This is a genomic window from Accumulibacter sp. (assembly GCF_029255125.1).
Lineage (GTDB): Bacteria > Pseudomonadota > Gammaproteobacteria > Burkholderiales > Rhodocyclaceae > Accumulibacter.
The window spans coordinates 1-19,513 of record NZ_JAPUVR010000128.1 but is presented as its reverse complement, the minus strand read 5'-3'; the positions used below and the strand labels follow the sequence as shown (position 1 = coordinate 19,513).

General features: G+C 60.0%; 32 protein-coding genes and 1 pseudogene. 2 read left to right on the top strand and 31 right to left on the bottom strand.

The annotated features are described in order from the left end of the window. Positions 1–12: 12 nt before the first annotated feature. Entirely contained in the window at positions 13–2,175 is a 2,163-nt protein-coding gene (locus Q1L59_RS13570) for an ABC transporter substrate-binding protein (RefSeq protein ID WP_300333077.1), read from the bottom strand. A gap of 175 nt (positions 2,176–2,350) precedes the next feature. Between Q1L59_RS13570 and fabI the strand changes: the two genes are divergently transcribed. Together fabI and Q1L59_RS13560 are read left to right on the top strand one after the other, a co-directional pair. Beyond that, positions 2,351–3,151 carry an enoyl-ACP reductase FabI gene (gene fabI / locus Q1L59_RS13565; RefSeq protein ID WP_300333075.1) on the top strand — a complete coding sequence of 267 codons (801 nt, stop codon included), beginning with the start codon at positions 2,351–2,353 and terminating at the stop codon, positions 3,149–3,151. Positions 3,152–3,215: 64 nt separating this feature from the next. Further along, a complete protein-coding gene (locus Q1L59_RS13560; RefSeq protein ID WP_300333074.1) occupies positions 3,216–5,015 on the top strand; it encodes a GspE/PulE family protein in 1,800 nt (599 codons plus the stop codon). A 213-nt stretch (positions 5,016–5,228) separates the two neighbouring features. Here the strand turns inward: Q1L59_RS13560 and rplQ are convergent, their stop codons facing one another. The 30 genes and pseudogenes from rplQ to tuf form a co-directional block, all read right to left on the bottom strand. After that, positions 5,229–5,624, bottom strand: a complete 396-nt coding sequence (gene rplQ / locus Q1L59_RS13555; protein ID WP_300333073.1) for a 50S ribosomal protein L17 — start codon at positions 5,622–5,624, stop codon at positions 5,229–5,231. A gap of 30 nt (positions 5,625–5,654) precedes the next feature. Beyond that, positions 5,655–6,629, bottom strand: coding sequence for a DNA-directed RNA polymerase subunit alpha (gene rpoA / locus Q1L59_RS13550; RefSeq protein WP_300333072.1), 975 nt, complete (start codon positions 6,627–6,629; stop codon positions 5,655–5,657). Between the two features lie 41 nt (positions 6,630–6,670). Continuing rightward, positions 6,671–7,300 (bottom strand): 30S ribosomal protein S4, encoded by a 630-nt coding sequence (rpsD, locus tag Q1L59_RS13545; protein ID WP_300333071.1) that lies wholly within the window; start codon positions 7,298–7,300, stop codon positions 6,671–6,673. Between the two features lie 13 nt (positions 7,301–7,313). Then, positions 7,314–7,709 (bottom strand): 30S ribosomal protein S11, encoded by a 396-nt coding sequence (rpsK, locus tag Q1L59_RS13540; RefSeq protein WP_300333070.1) that lies wholly within the window; start codon positions 7,707–7,709, stop codon positions 7,314–7,316. Positions 7,710–7,728: 19 nt separating this feature from the next. After that, the gene (gene rpsM, locus Q1L59_RS13535; RefSeq protein ID WP_300333068.1) at positions 7,729–8,091 is read right to left on the bottom strand and encodes a 30S ribosomal protein S13; all 363 of its coding nucleotides are present in this window, start codon (positions 8,089–8,091) and stop codon (positions 7,729–7,731) included. Between the two features lie 77 nt (positions 8,092–8,168). Then, complete coding sequence (gene rpmJ / locus Q1L59_RS13530; protein WP_287460219.1) at positions 8,169–8,282, bottom strand: 50S ribosomal protein L36; 114 nt, start codon at positions 8,280–8,282, stop codon at positions 8,169–8,171. Between the two features lie 65 nt (positions 8,283–8,347). Beyond that, a complete protein-coding gene (gene infA, locus Q1L59_RS13525) occupies positions 8,348–8,566 on the bottom strand; it encodes a translation initiation factor IF-1 (protein ID WP_287635448.1) in 219 nt (72 codons plus the stop codon). A 1-nt stretch (position 8,567) separates the two neighbouring features. Then, complete coding sequence (gene secY, locus Q1L59_RS13520) at positions 8,568–9,893, bottom strand: preprotein translocase subunit SecY (protein ID WP_300333062.1); 1,326 nt, start codon at positions 9,891–9,893, stop codon at positions 8,568–8,570. Between the two features lie 23 nt (positions 9,894–9,916). After that, complete coding sequence (gene rplO, locus Q1L59_RS13515) at positions 9,917–10,351, bottom strand: 50S ribosomal protein L15 (protein WP_300333061.1); 435 nt, start codon at positions 10,349–10,351, stop codon at positions 9,917–9,919. A 1-nt stretch (position 10,352) separates the two neighbouring features. After that, positions 10,353–10,535 (bottom strand): 50S ribosomal protein L30, encoded by a 183-nt coding sequence (gene rpmD, locus Q1L59_RS13510; RefSeq protein WP_300333059.1) that lies wholly within the window; start codon positions 10,533–10,535, stop codon positions 10,353–10,355. A 3-nt stretch (positions 10,536–10,538) separates the two neighbouring features. Continuing rightward, positions 10,539–11,063 carry a 30S ribosomal protein S5 gene (gene rpsE, locus Q1L59_RS13505; RefSeq protein WP_300333057.1) on the bottom strand — a complete coding sequence of 175 codons (525 nt, stop codon included), beginning with the start codon at positions 11,061–11,063 and terminating at the stop codon, positions 10,539–10,541. A 26-nt stretch (positions 11,064–11,089) separates the two neighbouring features. Further along, positions 11,090–11,443 carry a 50S ribosomal protein L18 gene (gene rplR, locus Q1L59_RS13500; RefSeq protein WP_300333159.1) on the bottom strand — a complete coding sequence of 118 codons (354 nt, stop codon included), beginning with the start codon at positions 11,441–11,443 and terminating at the stop codon, positions 11,090–11,092. A gap of 13 nt (positions 11,444–11,456) precedes the next feature. Further along, a complete protein-coding gene (gene rplF / locus Q1L59_RS13495; RefSeq protein WP_300333055.1) occupies positions 11,457–11,993 on the bottom strand; it encodes a 50S ribosomal protein L6 in 537 nt (178 codons plus the stop codon). Positions 11,994–12,002: 9 nt separating this feature from the next. After that, complete coding sequence (gene rpsH / locus Q1L59_RS13490; protein ID WP_300333053.1) at positions 12,003–12,398, bottom strand: 30S ribosomal protein S8; 396 nt, start codon at positions 12,396–12,398, stop codon at positions 12,003–12,005. A 15-nt stretch (positions 12,399–12,413) separates the two neighbouring features. Beyond that, complete coding sequence (rpsN, locus tag Q1L59_RS13485) at positions 12,414–12,719, bottom strand: 30S ribosomal protein S14 (protein WP_300333051.1); 306 nt, start codon at positions 12,717–12,719, stop codon at positions 12,414–12,416. 6 nt (positions 12,720–12,725) lie between these two features. Beyond that, entirely contained in the window at positions 12,726–13,265 is a 540-nt protein-coding gene (rplE, locus tag Q1L59_RS13480) for a 50S ribosomal protein L5 (protein WP_300333049.1), read from the bottom strand. Positions 13,266–13,274: 9 nt separating this feature from the next. Next, the gene (gene rplX, locus Q1L59_RS13475) at positions 13,275–13,592 is read right to left on the bottom strand and encodes a 50S ribosomal protein L24 (protein ID WP_300333047.1); all 318 of its coding nucleotides are present in this window, start codon (positions 13,590–13,592) and stop codon (positions 13,275–13,277) included. A gap of 8 nt (positions 13,593–13,600) precedes the next feature. Next, positions 13,601–13,969, bottom strand: a complete 369-nt coding sequence (gene rplN, locus Q1L59_RS13470) for a 50S ribosomal protein L14 (RefSeq protein WP_300333045.1) — start codon at positions 13,967–13,969, stop codon at positions 13,601–13,603. 132 nt (positions 13,970–14,101) lie between these two features. After that, a complete protein-coding gene (gene rpsQ / locus Q1L59_RS13465) occupies positions 14,102–14,368 on the bottom strand; it encodes a 30S ribosomal protein S17 (RefSeq protein ID WP_300333042.1) in 267 nt (88 codons plus the stop codon). Next, positions 14,365–14,559: a 50S ribosomal protein L29 gene (rpmC, locus tag Q1L59_RS13460; protein WP_300333041.1), complete on the bottom strand. Its 195-nt coding sequence runs from the start codon at positions 14,557–14,559 to the stop codon at positions 14,365–14,367. Before rpmC ends, rpsQ begins: the two co-directional genes overlap by 4 nt. A gap of 2 nt (positions 14,560–14,561) precedes the next feature. Then, positions 14,562–14,975 (bottom strand): 50S ribosomal protein L16, encoded by a 414-nt coding sequence (gene rplP / locus Q1L59_RS13455; protein WP_300333038.1) that lies wholly within the window; start codon positions 14,973–14,975, stop codon positions 14,562–14,564. Next, positions 14,959–15,813 carry a 30S ribosomal protein S3 gene (rpsC, locus tag Q1L59_RS13450; protein ID WP_300333036.1) on the bottom strand — a complete coding sequence of 285 codons (855 nt, stop codon included), beginning with the start codon at positions 15,811–15,813 and terminating at the stop codon, positions 14,959–14,961. The genes rplP and rpsC overlap by 17 nt, the downstream gene beginning before the upstream one ends. Before the next feature lie 9 nt (positions 15,814–15,822). After that, complete coding sequence (gene rplV / locus Q1L59_RS13445) at positions 15,823–16,155, bottom strand: 50S ribosomal protein L22 (RefSeq protein ID WP_300333157.1); 333 nt, start codon at positions 16,153–16,155, stop codon at positions 15,823–15,825. A gap of 7 nt (positions 16,156–16,162) precedes the next feature. Continuing rightward, a complete protein-coding gene (rpsS, locus tag Q1L59_RS13440) occupies positions 16,163–16,438 on the bottom strand; it encodes a 30S ribosomal protein S19 (protein ID WP_300333034.1) in 276 nt (91 codons plus the stop codon). Between the two features lie 14 nt (positions 16,439–16,452). Further along, on the bottom strand, positions 16,453–17,280 hold the full coding sequence (gene rplB, locus Q1L59_RS13435; RefSeq protein ID WP_300333033.1) for a 50S ribosomal protein L2: 828 nt from the start codon (positions 17,278–17,280) through the stop codon (positions 16,453–16,455). Then, positions 17,280–17,582 (bottom strand): 50S ribosomal protein L23, encoded by a 303-nt coding sequence (rplW, locus tag Q1L59_RS13430; RefSeq protein ID WP_300333031.1) that lies wholly within the window; start codon positions 17,580–17,582, stop codon positions 17,280–17,282. Before rplW ends, rplB begins: the two co-directional genes overlap by 1 nt. After that, positions 17,579–18,199, bottom strand: a complete 621-nt coding sequence (gene rplD, locus Q1L59_RS13425) for a 50S ribosomal protein L4 (protein ID WP_300333029.1) — start codon at positions 18,197–18,199, stop codon at positions 17,579–17,581. The genes rplW and rplD overlap by 4 nt, the downstream gene beginning before the upstream one ends. Continuing rightward, positions 18,200–18,844 (bottom strand): 50S ribosomal protein L3, encoded by a 645-nt coding sequence (gene rplC, locus Q1L59_RS13420; RefSeq protein WP_300333027.1) that lies wholly within the window; start codon positions 18,842–18,844, stop codon positions 18,200–18,202. It lies immediately after the preceding gene. A gap of 116 nt (positions 18,845–18,960) precedes the next feature. Further along, positions 18,961–19,272, bottom strand: a complete 312-nt coding sequence (gene rpsJ / locus Q1L59_RS13415) for a 30S ribosomal protein S10 (RefSeq protein WP_300333025.1) — start codon at positions 19,270–19,272, stop codon at positions 18,961–18,963. Between the two features lie 61 nt (positions 19,273–19,333). Continuing rightward, positions 19,334–19,513 (bottom strand): annotated as a pseudogene (gene tuf, locus Q1L59_RS13410) (elongation factor Tu); the annotation flags it as partial.

Here is a 19,513-nt window from a genome sequence, read left to right as displayed (position 1 = left end):
TCGTACGCCGCATCAGCATGCCGTCCCGCGCTCGCGCCGGCGATAGGCCAGAACAGCAGGCAACAACAGACCGACCAAGAGCAACGCGATGGCGAACAACGGCCAGAGCACCGGACGATTCCATGCCTGCCGCAGACGTGCCCGCTCGCCGCCATCGATCCGCTGATACTTCAGAATGTTGTTGCCGACATCGCTGGGCTTGCGATTGTGCAGCCAGGCGTGGCCGAGGGTGTAGCTCTTCGGATGGAAGCCGTAGATCCACGGCGCGTCGTGCTGCAGCACGGCCACCGCCTGCCGAATGATCCGCAAGCGCTCGGCAGCGCGCGGCCCATCACTTTCCATGTTCTTCATCTGTTCAAACAGGCGATCGTACTCGGGATTGGCGTAGTTTGACGCGTTTTCACCTCCTCTTGCGACCTTTCCTTCGGGACCGGCCAGCAGGAAGAGAAAGTTCTCGGGATCCGGATAGTCGGCGTTCCAGCCGAGATAGTAGAGTTGGACGGCGCCCTTGCGCACCTTGTCCTGAAAGCGATTGAAATCGGTCGAGCGAACGACGAGCTGGATCTCCAGTTTGGCGAACTGACGGGTGAGCCAGTCGAGACGTGACTTCTCGCCCATGCCACCGGTCGTCGTGTCGAGGTTCAGAACGAGCGGCTCACCGGTCGTCGCGTGCCGTCCGTTCGGCCAGCCAGCCTCCGCCAACAGCTTGCGGGCAGCGCTCAATGGCTTTCGCCGCGCCTGTCCGTGCACCCAGTCATAAACGACCGGATTGCTTCCCTCCTCGCCTTCGAGGTAGCCGAAGATTCCCGGCGGCAGTGGGCTGCTCGCAGCGATTCCGCGCCCGTTCATGAAGATCGAGATGAACTCCTCCTGATCAATGGCAATCGACAATGCCTGGCGCAACCTGGTCGTCTGTTCGCTCAGGCCGCCGACAATCGGGTCGAGCATGTTGAAGCCGAGATAGAAGATCGACGCGCGCACGCTGGTCAGCAACCTAATCCCCTTGCCGCGCATCTCGTCGCTCAGTTCGATATCGCCGCCAACGCCGAGTCGCACCGCCTGATCGAAGCTGTCGGACGAAATGCTCGACGCGTCGTAGTAGCCCTGGAGAAACTTGTTCCAATACGGAATGCTTTCCTTCTCGCGGGAAAAGACCGCGCGTTCGATGAAGGGCAGCGGCTGGCCGCAATCGGCCAGCAGGCCGGCTGCACGGTCGGCAGCTTCGCCGTCGCAGGGATAGGTCTCGCCGTGAAAATTCGGATTCCGTTGGAGAACCATGCGACTGTTCGGGTTGTTCTCGGTCAACATGAACGGGCCGGTGCCCACCGGGTACCAGTCCAGAGTGAGGTTCTTTTCGGCCATCCCCGGTTGCGCGTAGAAGCGGTCGACCTCACGCGGGACCGGCGCAAAAAAGGGCATCGCCAACCAGTACACGAACTGTGGATACTTGCCACGCAGCGTGATTCGATACGAGTAGCGGTCAAGGCGGGTTACTCCTGGCAGCGCAAAGCGATCAAGGTCCAGCCAGGCGGCGGCGGGCAGGCGGCTGGCCTCGTCCTGCAGCACCTTACCCAGTTCGCGCAGGCCAACGATGCGTTCGGCCATCATCCCGAAAATCGGCGAGTGCAGTCGAGGGTGCGCCAAGCGCTTGATCTGATAGATGTAATCATCGGCGACCAGTTCCCGCGTGGAAACACTCGGAAAATCGGCGAGCGTCTCGATGGCGCGCAAGCGCTCGCCGTCCACGGTACCGTACACTGGCTGCCCGGCCGCATCGAGCGCAAAAGCAGGATGCGGCTGGTAGCGAATCCCCGGCCGAATGCGCACCTCGTAGATGCTGTAGGCAATCCTGTCGGGCGCTGCATCGGCTGGCAGATCCCTGCCCTGCGCGTCGGTATAACGCGCAACAGGTACGCTCGTGCTGGTCGCCGGAATCAGGGTATACGGGCGCTTCAGGTAGTGGTACTGCAGCGGCGGCTCGTAGATCTGCGCGGTAAACGTGATCTCATCCTCGGTGTACGACTGCGCCGGATCAAGATGCTTCGGCCGCTCGGTGAACGCCGAGTACAGGATGTTCAATCCTCGCTCGCTCGCCGGATACGGATCGTTCTGCTCGCTGCTGCAGGCAGGAATCAGAAGGCACAGGAACAGACAAACGATACGCACGAAAGACATGCGACAAGTGTAGCGCGAACCGGCAGATCTTGGCTGCACCGCAAGCCTTGGCGCGCCTGGCGGGCGAGCAAGGGACAATGGTCGGTGTCGGCGGGCAGTTCCTTTATAATGCGCGAGTCAAGCAGATTTGCGCAGGAACGACAAACCCTGCAAAATTTTCGTTATGGGAGATGCAATGGGATTCCTTGCCGGGAAGCGCATCCTGATCACGGGCGTGCTGTCAAAACACTCGATCGCCTACGGTATCGCTCGCGCCTGCCACCGCGAAGGCGGGCAGTTGGCGTTTACCTTCCAGAACGAACGCTTTCAGGACCGCCTTGCCAAATTCGCCCGCGAATTCGACAGCACGCTCATTTATCGCTGCGATGTTTCGGATGATGCGGAAATTGCGCAGCTCTTTACCGACCTTGCCAGCCAGTGGGATGGCCTCGACGGACTCGTTCATTCAATCGCCTACGCCCCGGGCGAAGCGATCGAAGGCGACTTTCTCGATGGCATCACGCGCGACGCCTTCCGCATCGCACACGACATCTCGTCCTACAGCTACCCAGCGCTCGCCAAAGCGGCTCGCCCGCTGCTCCTCAAGGGGCGGCAGCCCGCCCTTCTGGCGCTATCCTACCTGGGCGCCGAGCGCACGCTGCCGAACTACAATACGATGGGACTGGCCAAGGCAAGTCTCGAAGCAGCCACCCGCTACCTCGCCTTTTGCCTCGGTCCGCAAGGAATCCGCGCGAACGCCATTTCGGCGGGCCCGATCAAGACGCTCGCCGCTTCGGGAATTGGCAACTTCTCGCGTCTCTTGGCGTACAACGCGCACAACGCGCCGCTGCGGCGCAACATCACGATCGATGAGGTGGGCAACGCCGCAGCCTTCCTGCTCTCCGATCTGGCGAGTGGAATTACCGGCGAAATCATGTACGTCGATGGCGGATTGAACACAACGGCGCTGGGTAATCCAGAACCTCTGCCCGCCTGAGTGTTCTTGCGCGAAGGCACGGTCAATAACGTCTCTAAACCTCTCCCTGGCCACGAGTTGCTAGGTGCGCGAAGCGGCGGTCGCTAACACTTTCGAACATCGCCTGACGCTTGCCGAGGTTCTCGGCTGGCTCGTCGATGACCGACTGGTTGCCGCCAAGGACTCGGACTCGCTGCTCAAGGAAAGCCGTCTGCAGCGAATTTCGGCGCACCCGTTGGTGGTTATCGCTGACCAGCAATGGAAATCGCTGCGTGAGCCTTTCCGCCCCCTGACGCTGGAGGAACTCGGCGGGTGGATGGCGCAGCGAGTCGGACTTGACTACGTACACATCGACCCGCTGAAGGTCGACTTTTCGGCGGTCACTGAAGTCATGTCGAGCGCCTACGCAACACGTTTCGGTATCTTGCCCATTCAGGTGACGATGCGTGAGGTGGTCATCGCGACCACGCAACCCTTCCTTCGCGACTGGGAAAAGGAGATCAAGGCAATCGCGCGCAAGGAGATCCGCCGGGTGCTGGCCAACCCGGTCGATGTCGCCCGCTACCTGATCGAATTCTACAACCTGGCACGCTCGGTCAAGAGAGCGGCGCAACTTGGCGGGCCGAGCGGCAACCTGTCATCGTTCGAGCAACTCGTTGAACTCGGCCGCACCAACCGGCAGTTCGACGCCAACGATCAACACATCGTCAACATCGTCGACTGGCTGTGGCAGTACGCCTTCGATCAGCGGGCAAGCGACATCCACATCGAACCCCGGCGCGAGCTCGGCATCGTGCGTTTCCGCATCGACGGTATCCTGCACCAGGTCTATCAGATTCCGACCAGCGTCATGGCGGCAATGGTCAACCGCATCAAGATCCTGGGCCGAATGGATGTGGTCGAAAAGCGCCGCCCGCAGGATGGCCGGATAAAAACGCGGACAGCGGATGGTCAGGAGGCTGAACTGCGCCTATCGACGCTGCCGACCGCCTTTGGCGAGAAGCTCGTGATGCGCATCTTCGACCCGGAGGTACTGGTGCGCAACTTCACCGACCTGGGCTTCACCGAAGACGATCAACTGCGCTGGAAGCAGATGGTAGAACGGCCCGACGGCATCATTCTGGTTACCGGACCAACCGGTTCCGGCAAAACGACGACGCTCTATTCGACGCTCAAACAGCTCGCCACGCCCGAGGTCAACGTATGCACAATCGAAGACCCGATCGAAATGGTTGAACCGGCTTTCAACCAGATGCAGGTGCAGAGCGTGATCGATCTGGGTTTCGCGCAGGGTGTGCGTGCGCTGATGCGTCAGGATCCGGACATCATCATGATCGGCGAGATTCGCGACCTGGCAACCGCCGAGGTGGCGATCCAGGCGGCACTCACCGGCCACCTCGTGCTGTCCACGCTGCACACCAACGATGCACCTTCAGCGATTACGCGCATGCTCGATCTCGGCGTACCGGCTTACCTGCTCAGTGCCACGGTGCTCGGTGTGATGGCGCAGCGTCTCGTACGAATTCTCTGTCCGCACTGCAAGGTGCTGCAGGAGGCAAGCACGGTCGACGCGAGCATGTGGGATCAGTTGGTCGCGCCGTGGAAGGCCAATCGGCCGACGCAACTCTACCGTCCAGTGGGCTGCCTGGATTGCCGAATGACGGGCTACCTTGGTCGCGTTGGACTTTACGAGATTCTGCTCCTCTCGCCGGACGTCAAGCTCGCGATCAGCGACCACAAGGAGATGGCCAAAGTGCGCGACCTCGCTTTCCGCGAAGGAATGAAACCCCTGCGCATTTCCGGCGCGATGAAGGTTGCCGCGGGCATCACCACTCTCGCCGAAGTTTTCAAGGTCGCTCCGCCGGTCGCGCAACCGAATACCTGATTAGCGGCGCCAGCCGATAAGCTGCGTAGCGCCCGCTCGCCACGCCGACTGCGGCGGCGGCCGGCAGGCACGGCACACGAAGGAAGTTACACAGACAAAAAAGCCAGGGTGCGCCTGGCTTTCCTGCCTTCAGTCTTGGTCAGTTCATTCCCGACTCGACGCACAACTCCTGGCGTCGATTGGCGTGCGTCTTCGCCGGGCGCAGCAGCCCGCTCAGCTACCCCCGGCGCCGCTCTCGTCGCTCGCCAGATCCGGCCGGTCGAGCAGTTCGACATAGGCCATTGGCGCATTATCGCCATCCCTGAAGCCACACTTCAAAATCCGCAGATAACCGCCCTCACGGCTAGCGTAGCGTGGTCCCAACTCGTCGAATACCTTGACCACCATATCGCGGTCGCGCAGGCGGCTGAACGCCAGCCGGCGATTCGCCACACTCGGCTTCTTGCCAAGCGTGATGATCGGTTCAACCACTCGCCGCAGTTCCTTCGCCTTTGGCAATGTCGTCTTGATTGCTTCTTCACGCAGCAGCGAGACGCTCATGTTGCGCAACATCGCCAAGCGATGGGCGCTCGTACGGTTCAGTTTGCGGAGACCCAAACGGTGACGCATATCGATTCCTTCCTGTTCTTGTCCTGCCGCCTATCGTTCGAGTCCAGCCGGTGGCCAGTTCTCGAGCTTCATGCCCAGTGTCAGGCCGCGCGCAGCCAGCACTTCCTTGATTTCATTGAGTGACTTCCGACCGAGGTTGGGTGTCTTGAGCAACTCGTTCTCGGTTCGCTGGATCAGATCGCCGATATAGTAAATGTTCTCCGCCTTCAAACAGTTGGCCGAGCGCACTGTAAGTTCAAGGTCGTCCACCGGGCGCAGCAGCAGCGGGTCCACCTGAACCGTCTTCTGATACTCAACCGGCATCGCGGTACCCGCGAGGTCGGCGAAAACCGACAACTGCTCCATCAAGATTCGCGCGGCAGTACGGATTGCCTCTTCCGGCTCGATCGCGCCATTGGTCTCGATGTCCATGATCAGCTTGTCGAGGTCGGTTCGTTGCTCGACGCGCGCGCTCTCCACGGCATAACTGACCCGACGCACCGGGCTGAACGATGCATCCAGCACCAGTCGACCGATGCTCTTGCCACCGTCGCCGATCTCGCGCAGATTGCCGGCGACGTAGCCGCGTGACTTCTCGACCTTCAGTTCCATGGCCAGTTTTCCACCGGCCGAGAGGTGGGCGATGACATGTTCGGGATTGATGATTTCGACATCGTGCGAAACCTCGATGTCGGCTGCCCGGACGACACCCTTACCCTCTTTCTTCAAGTGTAGAACGACTTCATCCCGGTTATGCAGCTTGAACACGACGCCCTTGAGATTGAGCAGAATATCAACGACATCCTCTTGGACGCCGTCGATCGTCGAGTACTCGTGCAGGACGCCGTCGATGCTGACCTCAGTCGGGGCATAACCCGGCATCGAAGACAGCAGGATCCGCCGCAGCGCATTGCCCAGGGTATGGCCGTAGCCCCGCTCGAACGGTTCCATGACCACTCTGGCATGCACCGGGGAGAGGCTTTGCACATCGATGATGCGAGGTTTGAAAAGTCCGCTGCTTTGCATGTGCTGTCCTTTGCCTGAATCCGTGTAGCTTCACCCACCTACTACTTCGAGTAGAGTTCGATGACCAGGCTTTCGTTGATCGTCGGCGGCAGTTCTGTGCGCTCCGGGTGCGCCTTGTAAGTCCCCTTGGCCGCTTTCGCATCCACTTCGAGCCAAGCTGGGAACCCCCGCGCTTCAGCCGCGGCGAGCGCAGCCTTGACACGCAGATGCGCTTTCGTCTTGTCGGCAACCTCGATCACATCGCCGGGACGTACCTGGTACGACGGAATATTGACCCGGCGCCCATTGACAAGAATGCCGTTGTGACGGACGACCTGACGCGATTCCGCCCGTGAGGCGGCAAACCCCATGCGATAGGCAACGCTGTCGAGGCGCGACTCAAGCAACTGCAGCAGAACTTCGCCAGTCACCCCCTTACGCCGGTCAGCTTCCTGGTAAACCTTACGGAACTGACCTTCAAGAACGCCATAAATGCGCCGAATCTTCTGCTTCTCGCGCAAGTGCACGCCGTAGTCGGACAAGCGCTGACCGGACTTCTGACCATGCTGCCCCGGCGCATACGACCGACGTTCGATGGCGCACTTGTCGGTGAAGCACTTTTCACCCTTGAGGAACAGCTTTTCGCCTTCGCGGCGACACTGACGACATTTCGGATCGAGGTTGCGGGCCACTTTCTTGTTCTCCTTAAATCCGGCGCCGCTTCGGCGGCCGACAGCCGTTGTGCGGAATCGGTGTGACGTCGGTAATTGCCGTGATCTTCATGCCCAACGCATTCAGCGCACGCACCGACGACTCTCGCCCGGGGCCGGGCCCCTTGATGCGAACCTCAAGGTTCTTAACCCCACACTCGACGGCCACTTTCCCAGCCGCCTCGGCAGCCACCTGCGCAGCGAAAGGTGTGCTCTTGCGCGAACCCTTGAAACCTGCCCCACCGGAAGTCGCCCACGACAAAGCGTTGCCCTGGCGATCCGTGATCGTAATAATCGTGTTATTGAACGACGCGTGGATGTGTGCGACTCCCTCCGCGACATTCTTCCTGATCTTGACTTTCTTGCGAACTTTTGCAGTCGTCTTGGCCATATCTTGGTCCTAGGTCTGGTTATTTCTTGCCGGCGATCGGTTTGCGCGGGCCCTTGCGTGTACGCGCGTTCGTTCGCGTACGCTGCCCGCGTGCCGGCAGACCCTTGCGGTGCCGCAAACCCCGGTAGCAGCCAAGATCCATCAGCCGCTTTATGCTCATCGTGACCTCACGACGCAGGTCACCCTCTACGGTATGCTTTCCGACCTGGTCGCGCAGGCGATCCAGCTCCGCCTCAGAGAGATCCTTCATCTTCGTCGAACGAGCGACCCCAGCGGCGTCGCAAATTTTCTGCGCACGCGGACGGCCGATTCCGTAAATCGCGGTGAGCGCGATTTCCGCGTGCTGGTGGTTCGGTAGGTTTACGCCTGCGATGCGGGCCATCGATTCACCCCAAGATAATCAAAACTTACTATTATACCTTCAATCGCTTGTCAACACACTAGCGTGCGCCGCGGCGATCAGCCCTGGCGCTGCTTGTGGCGCTGATCAGAACAGATCACACGCACGATTCCATGACGCCGAATAATCTTGCACTTGCGGCAAATCCGCTTTACAGATGCGAGCACTTTCATCATTAACTCCTGATTCTAGCGCACACGAGCTGAGCGCCCGGCGCGGTGTTTTAGGCTGCGGTAGGTCACTTCGCGCGAAAGACGATGCGCGCGCGACTCAGGTCATAGGGCGTCAATTGAACGGTGACCTTGTCACCCGGGAGAATCCGGATATAGTGCATCCTCATCTTTCCGGAAATGAATCCCAGCACGATGTGACCGTTCTCCAGCTTCACCCGGAATGTTGCGTTTGGAAGGTTCTCGATGACCTCTCCCTGCATCTCGATCAAGTCTTCTTTGGCCATTCTATTTCGCCGGGATCCCAGACCCCTTGAAGTTTGCCTTCTTCAAGAGACTTTCGTATTGATGCGACATCGCGTAAGCCTGAACCTGTGTCATGAAATCCATTGTCACGACTACGATGATGAGCAAGGACGTACCGCCGAAGTAGAACGGCACATTCCATTTGAGGATCAGGAACTCGGGCAACAGGCAGACGATCGTGATATAGCCGGCACCGACCAGGGTCAGCCGCATCAGCACCTTGTCGATGTAGCGCGCGGTTTGCTCGCCCGGGCGTATGCCGGGTACGAATGCGCCGCTACGCTTGAGATTGTCGGCGGTTTCGCGCGAGTTGAAAACCAGCGCTGTGTAGAAAAAGCAGAAGAATATGATTGCCGCAGCGTAAAGCATGACGTAGATCGGCTGCCCGGGAGAAAGTGCGGCGGCAATATCCTTCAGCCAGCGAACCGACTCGCCCGAGCCAAACCAGCCGGCAATCGTAGCCGGAAAGAGGATGATCGACGAAGCAAAGATCGGCGGAATGACGCCAGCCATGTTGAGCTTGAGCGGCAGGTGTGAGCTTTGTCCACCGTAGATCTTGTTCCCTACCTGGCGCTTGGCGTAGTTGACCAGGATCTTGCGCTGCCCCCGTTCAACAAAAACGACAAAGGCGGTAACCACGACTACCAGTATGCTGATGACGATGGCGGTCAGCGGATGCATCGCGCCCGTGCGGACGAGCTCGAGTAGTCCCCCGATTGCGTTCGGTAGACCGGCTGCGATTCCGGCAAAAATGATGATCGAGATCCCGTTGCCCAGGCCCCGCTCGGTCACCTGCTCGCCCAGCCACATCAGGAACATCGTCCCGGTAACCAGCGTGGTCACTGTAAGGAAGCGGAACATCAACCCAGGCTCGAGCACCAAGCCGGGTTGGGACTCGACGGCGACGGCGATGCCGACTCCCTGAAACAGGGCCAGGAAAACGGTGCCGTAGCGGGTGTATTGCGTGATCTTTCGCCGCCCGGCCTCGCCTTCCTTCTTCAGCGCTTCGAGCTGAGGGCTGGCGTGCGTCATCAACTGCATGATGATCGATGCCGAGATATACGGCATGATGCCGAGAGCGAAGATCGTGAAGCGCGACAAGGCGCCTCCCGAGAACATGTTGAACATGCCCAGGATACCGCCCTGCTGTTTGTTGAACAGCTCACTAAGGACTAGCGCGTCGATTCCCGGAACCGGAATGTGCGAACCGACGCGATAGACGACCAGAGCGCCGAGCAGGAACCAGAGTCGGCGCTTCAAATCGCCAAACTTCCCTCCTTTGCTGACGTTGCCCGGACTAGTAACCAAGACTGCTCGCTCCGCTGGGTGAGTTATTCGGCAATGCTTCCGCCGGCAGCTTCAATCGCCGCACGTGCCCCCGCGCTCGCGCCGACCCCTTTAAGCACGACCTTGCGCGCAATCTCGCCCGACAGAACCACTTTGGCGGACAGCGCGTCGCGCCGAACGAGATTCGCCTGAATCAGCGTCGACAGATCGACTTCGTCGACAGGCAGGCCAGCGACTTCGGATAGCCTGACTTCAACATTGCGCGCGTTGGTCAACGACTTGAAGCCCCGTTTTGGCAGCCGGCGCTGCAATGGCATCTGCCCGCCTTCAAAACCGACCTTGTGCAAACCACCCGCACGCGACTTCTGCCCCTTATGCCCGCGCCCGCAGGTCTTGCCAAAGCCTGAGCCGATTCCCCGACCAACGCGCTTGCGCTCGTGCCTTGCGCCGTCCGCGGGCTGCACCGTGTTGAGTTTCATCCTAGCCCTCGCACTTCAGGAGATACGCCACCTTATTGATCATGCCGCGCACGGCTGGGGTATCTTCCAACAGCGCACTGCTGCTCACCCGCCGTAAGCCCAGACCGCGCACGGTCGCCCTATGCGTGGCTTTCGTGCCGATCAGGCTTCTGACCAGCGTTACCTTGACCTTCTTTTCGCTCATCGCCTACTCCAATATCTCGGCAACCGTCTTGCCGCGCTTGGCCGCAACTTCGGCTGGCGTGGTCATCGAGCGCAAACCGTCGATCGTCGCGCGAACGATGTTGTACGGGTTCGTCGAACCGTGCGCCTTCGCTACGACATTGGCCATGCCCATCACATCGAATACGGCGCGCATCGCACCGCCGGCAATGATTCCCGTACCCTCTGGCGCCGGCTGCATCATTACCCGCGAGGCGCCGTGACGGCCAACAACGGTGTGTTGTAGCGTACCGTTTTTCAGGCTGACCTTGATCATGCTGCGCCGCGCCTCTTCCATCGCCTTCTGAACAGCGACGGGAACTTCCCGCGACTTGCCTTTCCCCATGCCGATGCGGCCATCGCCGTCGCCGACCACGGTGAGCGCGGCGAAGCCGAGAATTCTTCCCCCCTTGACGACCTTGGTGACGCGGTTGATCGAGATCATCTTCTCGCGCATGCCGTCATCTGGCTTCTCGGCGGGCTGCGGCTTTCTGCTTTGCGGTTTTGCCATCGACTACTCCAATCCCTTTTCGTGCCTCAGAACTTCAGACCGGCTTCGCGCGCTGCGTCGGCCAGCGCCTTGATCCGGCCGTGGTAGCGGAAACCTGCCCGATCGAACGCCACTTCGGCCACACCGACACTCTTCGCCCGTTCAGCGATCAACTGACCGATGCGTCGCGCCGCCTCGACATTGCCTCCGTTGGGCAGGGTCTGCCTGACGGCGGGCTCGAGCGAAGATGCAGCGGCCAGCACACGCGATCCGCAGGCTGAAATCACCTGTGCGTAGATATGGCAGTTGCTGCGATGGACCGACAGGCGAACTGCCTTCAGCTCGGCGATCTTGGCTCTCGTCTTGCGTGAGCGGCGCAGGCGCGCCTCTTTCTTGTCAATCATCTAAGTACCCTTACTTCTTCTTCTTGGTTTCTTTGATAACGACTACCTCGTTCACATGGCGAACACCTTTGCCCTTGTAGGGCTCCGGCTTCCGATACGCGCGAACTTCGGCGGCCACCTGGCCAACCAGTTGCCGGTCCACCCCCTTGAGCACGATCTCCGTCTGCGTGGGCGTTTCAGCCCTGACGCCCTGCGGCAGCTTGTAGGCAACCGGGTGAGAGAATCCAAGGTTCAAACTGAGCGTCTCACCCTGCGCCTGAGCTCGATAACCAACGCCGACCAAGGTCAGTCGACGTTCGAATCCCTTGCTTACACCGGTTACCATGTTGGCCACAACCGCACGCACAGTTCCCGATAGTGCATCGCCCTGTGGCGCGCCGGGGACCGGCTTGCAAAGGATGCTGTCCGCCTGCTGTTCAACACTGACCGCCGGATTCGCCGCCATATCGAGTGCGCCGAGCGGACCTCTGACGGAAATCCTGCCGTCATTCAGGTCGACCGTAACCCCCTGCGGAAGAACGATCGGATTTTTTGCAACTCGCGACATCTCGTCCCCTTAAGCGACTATGCACAGCACTTCGCCGCCGACGTGGCTGGCGCGCGCCTTGCGATCCGTCATCACTCCCTTCGGCGTCGACACGATCGCCACCCCGAGTCCGTTCATCACCGGCTGGATCGCATCCGCTCCGCGGTAAATGCGCAGGCCTGGACGTGAGACCCGATCGATCCGCTCGATTACCGGACGTCCGGCATAATATTTCAGGCCGATTTCCAACAGCGGCTTCCCAAGGTTCTCGCTGACTGTGAAGTCTTCTACGTAGCCCTCGTCTTTCAGCACCCGGGCAATCGCGACCTTGACTTTCGATGATGGCATGCTGACCGACGCCTTGCTGGCCATCTGGGCATTCCGAATGCGTGTCAGCATGTCGCTGATCGGATCGCTCATACTCATATCGTCTTCTCCTGCCTACCAGCTTGCCTTGATCATTCCCGGAACGCCGCCCTGCATCACGAACTCGCGCAGCTTGCCGCGAGCCAGGCCGAACTTCCTGAAGACACCGCGTGGCCGCCCCGTGAGGGTGCAGCGGTTGCGCAATCTGACCGGACTTGCATTCCGCGGAAGTGCCTGCAACTTCAGGCGGGCTTCGAAACGTTCTTCAAGGGAACGGCTCTCGTCGTCGATCACCGTCAACAGCTCGCCGCGCTTCTTCGCATACTGTTGCACCGTCTTGCGCCGCTTTTCGCCGCGGTTGATCACAGCTAGTTTCGCCATTTCGTTTCAGTTCCTGAAGGGAAATTTGAACGCACCAAGCAAGGCACGCGCCTCTTCGTCCGTCTTCGCGGTAGTCGTAACGCTGATATTCAGGCCGCGCAGCGCGTCGATCTTGTCGTACTCGATTTCCGGGAAAATGATCTGTTCTTTCAGCCCAAGGCTGTAGTTCCCTCGACCATCGAAGCCCTTGCCGGAAATCCCGCGGAAATCCCGCACCCGGGGCAAAGCCACGGTGACCAGGCGGTCGATGAACTCGAACATGCGCGGGCCACGCAAAGTAACCATGCATCCCACCGCATATCCGGTCCGGATCTTGAATCCGGCAATCGATTTCTTGGCTTTGGTGATGACTGGTTTCTGCCCGGCGATCCGGGTCATGTCGCTCACCGCGTTTTCCAGCACCTTCTTGTCGGCTACCGCCTCGCCAACGCCCATGTTGAGCGTGACCTTGGTTATCCGCGGCACTTCCATCGGCGACTTGTAGCCGAACTTGCGGGTCAAATCGCCGATGACTTTGGTCTTGTAGTAATCCAGCAAACGCGCCATGACAGTTCCTTAAGCCCCCAACACTTCACCGTTCGACTTGAAGTAGCGCACCTTCCGGCCGTCCTCAAGAGTTCTGAAGCCGACACGATCGGCTTTCCTCGTCGCCGGGTTGTAAAGCATGACGTTGGAAACATGCAGCGGCATTTCCTTTTCGACGATGCCCCCGACGACGCCCTTCACCGGGTTCGGCTTGAGGTGCTTCTTAACCCGATTCAGCCCCTCGACGACGACATGCTCGGCATCCGTGCGGCGAATGACGGTTCCGCGCTTGCCTTTGTCTTTGCCGGCGATGACCACGACATCATCGCCCTTGCGAATTCTTTCCATGGTTGTCCTTACAGCACTTCCGGCGCCAGAGAGACGATCTTCATGAAGCGGTCGCCACGCAGCTCGCGTGTGACCGGGCCAAAGATCCGCGTGCCGATCGGCTCGAGCTTGTTATTGAGAAGGACCGCAGCGTTGTGATCAAATCTGACCAGCGAACCGTCGACGCGCCGTACTCCCTTCGCCGTACGGACCACCACGGCGCTGTACACGTCACCTTTTTTCACCCGACCGCGCGGTGCGGCATCTTTGATGCTCACCTTGATGATGTCGCCGACCCCAGCGTAGCGGCGCTTCGAGCCACCGAGCACCTTGATGCACATCACCGAACGGGCGCCGGTGTTGTCAGCGACATCCAGGACTGTTTGTACTTGTATCATTTCATACTCCAACTTGGCCCGCAGCAGCGGTCAGTCTTGGACCCCGTAGGGGGATGGAATCGCCCAGCGAACGACTCGGCGTGAGCGCAGGAAAACTCGCTATTGTAAGCAGACCTCAGAAAAACGCAAGGTTTAGATCGCTACCGCGCGTTGCAAAAGCTTGCTCACGACCCACGACTTGGTGCGCGAAAGCGGACGATGCTCTTGGATCTCCACCAGGTCACCTACTTTTGCCTCGTTGTTTTCGTTATGCGCGTGGTACTTGCTCGAACGAACGATAATCTTCTTGTAGACCTCGTGCTTGACACGACGCTCGATCAGAACGGTGACCGTCTTGTCCATGCGGTCGCTGACGACGCGGCCGATCAGCGTTCGCTTGTTATTGCTCGTCTCGCTCATTGTTGAACCGCCTTTTCACGAAGAAGCGTGCGCACACGAGCAATCTGCCGGCGCACCTTGCCCACCTGGCTGTTGTTGGTCAACTGCTGCGTAGCCAGTTGCATGCGCAACCCAAATTGCGCCTTCAGCAGGTCGAGGAGTTCCTTCTGCAACTCGTCGACAGTCTTTGCTCTGAGTTCACTGAGTTTCATGCTCAACCCACCATACGCGTTACAAAAGCCGTCTGAAAGGGTAGCTTGGCAGCCGCCAGCGCGAACGCTTCTCGAGCCAGCCCTTCATTGACGCCATCCATCTCGTAGAGCACCTTGCCCGGCTTGATCTCGGCGACATAGTATTCCGGACTTCCCTTGCCACTCCCCATGCGGACCTCGGCCGGCTTCTTGGAGATGGGTTTGTCCGGAAAGACGCGAATCCAGATCCGGCCGCCGCGTTTGATATGCCGCGTCATCGCGCGTCGCGCAGCTTCGATCTGGCGTGCCGTCAGGCGGCCGCGGCCGACCGCCTTGAGTCCGAACTCGCCGAAACTGACGTCCGCCCCACGCGTCGCCAGACCGGTGTTGCGGCCCTTTTGCTCCTTGCGGTATTTCCTTCTAGCTGGCTGCAGCATCTGTCGTACCTGCCTTTCTTACTCGTTTTACCGCTGCTTTGGCATCGGTCGGCGCGGCCCCTTCGCCGCGCTGGGCTTCCTCTGAGCCCTCAGTCCGGGCGCGGGCGCGCGCTTTATCGCCGCCTTCGCCGGGCGGACGCGTCATCCGCCTTGGCCGCCGAAGCTGTTCTTCTGACGGCGCCTCCGGCGCCGCTGCCGGCTGTTCGTTACGATTGAGAACCTCGCCCTTGAACACCCAAACCTTGACCCCGATCAAGCCGTAGGTGGTCAAGGCCTCGGAGGTCGCATAGTCGATATCGGCGCGCAATGTATGTAATGGTACGCGCCCCTCCCGATACCACTCGCGACGCGCGATCTCAGCTCCGTTCAGGCGACCTGAACTCATGATCTTGATCCCCTGCGCTCCCAGGCGCGTGGCATTCTGCATCGCACGCTTCATCGCGCGCCGAAACATGATCCGCTTTTCCAGTTGCTGGGTGATTGAATCGGCGATCAACTGCGCATCGAGTTCGGGCTTGCGAATCTCTTCGATGCTGACATGCACCGGGACGCCCATGATCTTCTGCAAAGCCGCGCGCAGGTGGTCGATTTCCTCGCCCTTCTTGCCGATCACTACTCCGGGACGCGCGGAGAAAACGGTCACGCGGGCGTTTTTCGCCGGACGTTCAATGAGGATGCGGCCAACCGACGCATGCTTGAGCTTCTTCTTGAGGTACTCGCGAACCTTGATGTCCTCGTTCAGCATTCCGGCGAAGTCCCTGTCGCCCGCATACCAGCGAGATGACCAATCTCGGGTGAGTGCCAGACGAAATCCGGCTGGGTGAATCTTTTGTCCCATTCTTCTTCCTCAGTTGCCGACAGTCAGAAAGACGTGACAGGTCGGCTTGACAATCCGGTTGCCCCGCCCCTTGGCGCGTGCTGAAAAACGCCTGAGCACCGTAGCCTGCTCGACAAAGATGGTTTTCACCTTCAGCTCGTCAACGTCAGCAGCATCATTGTGTTCGGCATTTGCAATCGCCGACTCCAGCACTTTCCTGATGATTCCCGCGCCCTTTTTCGGGCTGAAAGCGAGAATGTTGAGCGCCTTGTCGACTGCCAGGCCACGAATCTGATCGGCCACCAAGCGCCCTTTCTGACTCGACAACCTTACGCCGCGCAAAACAGCACGAGTTTCCATAATCAATCCTTTACTTCTTCGCCTTCTTGCCGGCGGTGTGGCCCTTGAAGGTACGCGTCAGCGAGAACTCACCAAGCTTGTGGCCGACCATGTTTTCCGTCACGTAGACCGGCACGTGCTGCTTGCCGTTGTGTACGGCGATGGTCAAACCGACGAAATCCGGCAGCACCGTGGACCGCCGTGACCAGGTCTTGATTGGTCGTTTGTCGCCCGTCGCGCGAACCGCGCTCACTTTCTTCATCAGATGAGCGTCGGCAAACGGGCCTTTCTTAATGGAACGTCCCATGGTTGTTCTATCCCCTAGCGTTTGTGACGGCGCTGCACAATCATCGAAGTCGTGCGCTTATTGCGACGCGTACGATAACCCTTGGTCTTCGTTCCCCATGGGCTGACCGGATGCATACCCGATGCCGTCTTTCCTTCACCGCCACCGTGCGGATGGTCGATCGGGTTCATCGCGACACCCCGCACCGTCGGGCGAATTCCTCGCCAACGATTACCGCCGGCTTTGCCGATCGAACGGAGGCTATGTTCCTCGTTGCCCACCTCGCCGATCGTCGCCCGGCACTCGACATGAACGCGACGAATCTCGCCCGAGCGCAGACGAAGCTGCGCATAGCCCCCCTCGCGCGCGAGCAGCTGCGCCGACGTGCCAGCCGAGCGCGCCAACTGCGCTCCTTTGCCGGGCAGCATCTCGACACAGTGAATCGTCGTCCCGACCGGGATGTTGCGAATCGGCAACGCATTGCCAACCTTGATCGGCGCTTCCGAACCACTCACCACCTGCTGCCCGACACTCAGACCTTTCGGTGCCACGATGTAGCGACGCTCACCGTCGGCGTAGCAGAGCAAGGCAATGTTGGCCGTCCGGTTGGGATCGTACTCCAGGCGCTCGACGGTCGCGGGTACGCCATCCTTACTGCGCTTGAAGTCGATCAGGCGGTAATGCTGCTTGTGCCCGCCCCCCTGATGGCGGGTGGTAATATGGCCGTTGTTGTTGCGGCCGGCGCGTTTGGCTTGCGGCTCGAGCAGCGCAGCAAGCGGCTTGCCCTTGTGCAATCCTGGGCTGACGACCCGAATGACCGCGCGCCGCCCGGGCGATGTCGGTTTGACTTTGACGAGCGCCATCAGACAGCCCCTCCATCGACGAAATTGATCTCCTGACCGGCCTTGAGGCAGACATACGCCTTCTTCCAGCCTTTGCGGTGGCCCATCATGCGCCCGAAGCGCTTCTTCTTGCCTTTCACGTTGGCAATCTTGACGGAGTCAACCGTCACCTTGAAAAGCAGCTCAACGGCGCTCTTGATTTCGGGTTTCGTTGCATCCGGGACGACCCGGAAGATGATTTGCTGGTACTTGTCGGCAATGAACGTTGCCTTCTCGGAGATCTGCGGCGCCAGCAAAACCTGCATTAGACGTTCTTGGTTCATCCGAGCATCTCCTCGATCTTGCTGAGCGCGCCCTTGGTCAGCAACACTTGTGGAAAGCGCACCAAAGACACCGGGTCTGCCTGATGGGCCTCAACTACCAACACCCGCGGCAGATTGCGCGCTGCCAGATAGAGGTTCTCGTCCAGCGCATCCGTGATGACGAGCACCGAATCGTAGCCCATAGCCTTGATCTTCTCAGCGAAAAGCCGGGTCTTCGGAGCCTCGAGCGAGATTCCCTCGACGACCGCCAAGCGGCCCTCACGGGCGAGTTGCGAGAAGATCGACGCCATGCCGGCGCGATACATCTTGCGGTTCAACTTCTGGCTGTAGTTTTCGTCCGGCGAGTTCGGGAAGACGCGCCCGCCGCCACGCCAAATCGGTGACGACGACATGCCTGCGCGAGCGCGTCCCGTGCCTTTTTGCCGCCATGGCTTTTTCGTCGTATGGCTGACGTCGTGCCGGTCGCGCTGGGCACGGGTGGCGCCGCGTGCGTTCGCCTGGTAGGCGACCAGCACCTGGTGCACCAGAGCCTCGTTGTAGTCGCGCCCAAAAAGTACGTCAGAAGCCTGCAGGCGACTGGTTTCCTCGCCTGATTGATTGATCAGCTTAAGTTCCATCTACGCCCCCGTCTTGACTGCCGGACGGACGACGACGTCCGTTCCGCGTGATCCGGGCACGGCGCCCTTGACCAGGAGCAACTGGCGGTCAACATCGACCCGTACGATCTGCAGATTCTGCTGGGTACGCTTGACCGCTCCCAAGTGACCGGCCATCTTCTGTCCCGGGAAGACCCGCCCGGGGTCCTGCGCCTGCCCGGTTGAACCGGGGGCACGATGCGACACCGAATTGCCGTGAGCATCGCCCTGCGACGAGAAGTTATGGCGTTTGATCGGTCCGGCAAAACCCTTGCCGATGGTGTGTCCGGTAACGTCGACCTTTTGACCGACTGAGAAGATCGTCACCTGAATGTGATCGCCGGGTTTCAAGCTGGCAAGTTCCTCGGCAGAGACCGGAAACTCTTTCAGGACGTGCCCTGCCTCGACCCCAGCCTTGGCCAGATGACCGGCCAGCGGCTTGTTGACGCGCGACGGACGGCGCTTGCCGAAAGTCACCTGAACGACGGAATAGCCGTCGCGTTCAGGCGTCTTGATTTGAGTGACGCGATTGTTCGACACGTCGAGCACAGTTACCGGCACGCTTACGCCTTCGTCGGTAAAGATGCGCGTCATGCCGACCTTGCGCCCCACAAGGCCTAGACTCATGTTTATTCTCCTCTGACCGGCTACGATTGGCCGGCGAGCGCCAAGTACAAGAACGGGCAGCCTGCGAACAAGGTGCTGCCCGACGAAAGCCGGCGATTATAGCCGTAAGAAAACCCTTACTGCAACTTAATTTCGACGTCAACTCCGGCCGGCAGGTCGAGCTTCATCAGCGCGTCGACGGTTTTGTCGGTGGGATCGATGATGTCCATCAGGCGCAAATGCGTCCGCATCTCGAACTGATCGCGTGACGTCTTGTCGACGTGCGGCGAACGCAGGATGTCGAAACGCTGGACGCGCGTCGGCAATGGTACCGGTCCGCGCACGACCGCCCCCGTGCGCTTCGCAGTGTCAACGATTTCCTGCGCCGACTGATCGATCAAACGATAGTCGAACGCCTTCAGACGGATGCGGATTTTCTGGCTTTGCATGTCGATTTCCAAAGAGCGATGGGGTAAGGCCGCGCCATTACCCCGGGTTGTTCGGCAGTAACTACTCGATGATCTTGGCGACGACGCCGGCGCCGACCGTGCGGCCGCCTTCGCGAATCGCGAAACGCAGACCTTCTTCCATGGCGATCGGCGAAATCAGCTTGACCGTCATCTGCACGTTGTCGCCCGGCATCACCATTTCGACGCCTTCCGGCATCGCGATCGCTCCGGTCACGTCGGT

Excerpts from the sequence above, each read along its gene's own strand:
- rplN (WP_300333045.1), bottom strand. The coding sequence starts at position 13,969 with ATGATACAAGTACAAACAGTCCTGGATGTCGCTGACAACACCGGCGCC.
- rplP (WP_300333038.1), bottom strand. The coding sequence starts at position 14,975 with ATGCTGCAGCCAGCTAGAAGGAAATACCGCAAGGAGCAAAAGGGCCGC.
- rpsS (WP_300333034.1), bottom strand. The coding sequence starts at position 16,438 with ATGGGACGTTCCATTAAGAAAGGCCCGTTTGCCGACGCTCATCTGATG.
- rplQ (WP_300333073.1), bottom strand. The coding sequence starts at position 5,624 with ATGCGTCACCGTTTGGGTCTCCGCAAACTGAACCGTACGAGCGCCCAT.
- rplC (WP_300333027.1), bottom strand. The coding sequence starts at position 18,844 with ATGAGTCTAGGCCTTGTGGGGCGCAAGGTCGGCATGACGCGCATCTTT.
- rpsQ (WP_300333042.1), bottom strand. The coding sequence starts at position 14,368 with ATGAGCGAGACGAGCAATAACAAGCGAACGCTGATCGGCCGCGTCGTC.
- rpmC (WP_300333041.1), bottom strand. The coding sequence starts at position 14,559 with ATGAAACTCAGTGAACTCAGAGCAAAGACTGTCGACGAGTTGCAGAAG.
- rpsJ (WP_300333025.1), bottom strand. The coding sequence starts at position 19,272 with ATGCAAAGCCAGAAAATCCGCATCCGTCTGAAGGCGTTCGACTATCGT.
- rpoA (WP_300333072.1), bottom strand. The coding sequence starts at position 6,629 with ATGCAAAGCAGCGGACTTTTCAAACCTCGCATCATCGATGTGCAAAGC.
- rpmD (WP_300333059.1), bottom strand. The coding sequence starts at position 10,535 with ATGAGCGAAAAGAAGGTCAAGGTAACGCTGGTCAGAAGCCTGATCGGC.
- rpsN (WP_300333051.1), bottom strand. The coding sequence starts at position 12,719 with ATGGCGAAACTAGCTGTGATCAACCGCGGCGAAAAGCGGCGCAAGACG.
- rplW (WP_300333031.1), bottom strand. The coding sequence starts at position 17,582 with ATGAACCAAGAACGTCTAATGCAGGTTTTGCTGGCGCCGCAGATCTCC.
- infA (WP_287635448.1), bottom strand. The coding sequence starts at position 8,566 with ATGGCCAAAGAAGACTTGATCGAGATGCAGGGAGAGGTCATCGAGAAC.
- rplD (WP_300333029.1), bottom strand. The coding sequence starts at position 18,199 with ATGGAACTTAAGCTGATCAATCAATCAGGCGAGGAAACCAGTCGCCTG.
- rpsH (WP_300333053.1), bottom strand. The coding sequence starts at position 12,398 with ATGAGTATGAGCGATCCGATCAGCGACATGCTGACACGCATTCGGAAT.
- rplO (WP_300333061.1), bottom strand. The coding sequence starts at position 10,351 with ATGAAACTCAACACGGTGCAGCCCGCGGACGGCGCAAGGCACGAGCGC.
- rpsK (WP_300333070.1), bottom strand. The coding sequence starts at position 7,709 with ATGGCCAAGACGACTGCAAAAGTTCGCAAGAAAGTCAAGATCAGGAAG.
- rplE (WP_300333049.1), bottom strand. The coding sequence starts at position 13,265 with ATGGCGCGTTTGCTGGATTACTACAAGACCAAAGTCATCGGCGATTTG.
- rpmJ (WP_287460219.1), bottom strand. The coding sequence starts at position 8,282 with ATGAAAGTGCTCGCATCTGTAAAGCGGATTTGCCGCAAGTGCAAGATT.
- rplX (WP_300333047.1), bottom strand. The coding sequence starts at position 13,592 with ATGGAAAGAATTCGCAAGGGCGATGATGTCGTGGTCATCGCCGGCAAA.
- rplB (WP_300333033.1), bottom strand. The coding sequence starts at position 17,280 with ATGGCGCTCGTCAAAGTCAAACCGACATCGCCCGGGCGGCGCGCGGTC.
- rpsC (WP_300333036.1), bottom strand. The coding sequence starts at position 15,813 with ATGGGACAAAAGATTCACCCAGCCGGATTTCGTCTGGCACTCACCCGA.
- fabI (WP_300333075.1), top strand. The coding sequence starts at position 2,351 with ATGGGATTCCTTGCCGGGAAGCGCATCCTGATCACGGGCGTGCTGTCA.
- rpsE (WP_300333057.1), bottom strand. The coding sequence starts at position 11,063 with ATGGCAAAACCGCAAAGCAGAAAGCCGCAGCCCGCCGAGAAGCCAGAT.
- rplF (WP_300333055.1), bottom strand. The coding sequence starts at position 11,993 with ATGTCGCGAGTTGCAAAAAATCCGATCGTTCTTCCGCAGGGGGTTACG.
- rpsM (WP_300333068.1), bottom strand. The coding sequence starts at position 8,091 with ATGGCCCGCATCGCAGGCGTAAACCTACCGAACCACCAGCACGCGGAA.
- Q1L59_RS13570 (WP_300333077.1), bottom strand. The coding sequence starts at position 2,175 with ATGTCTTTCGTGCGTATCGTTTGTCTGTTCCTGTGCCTTCTGATTCCT.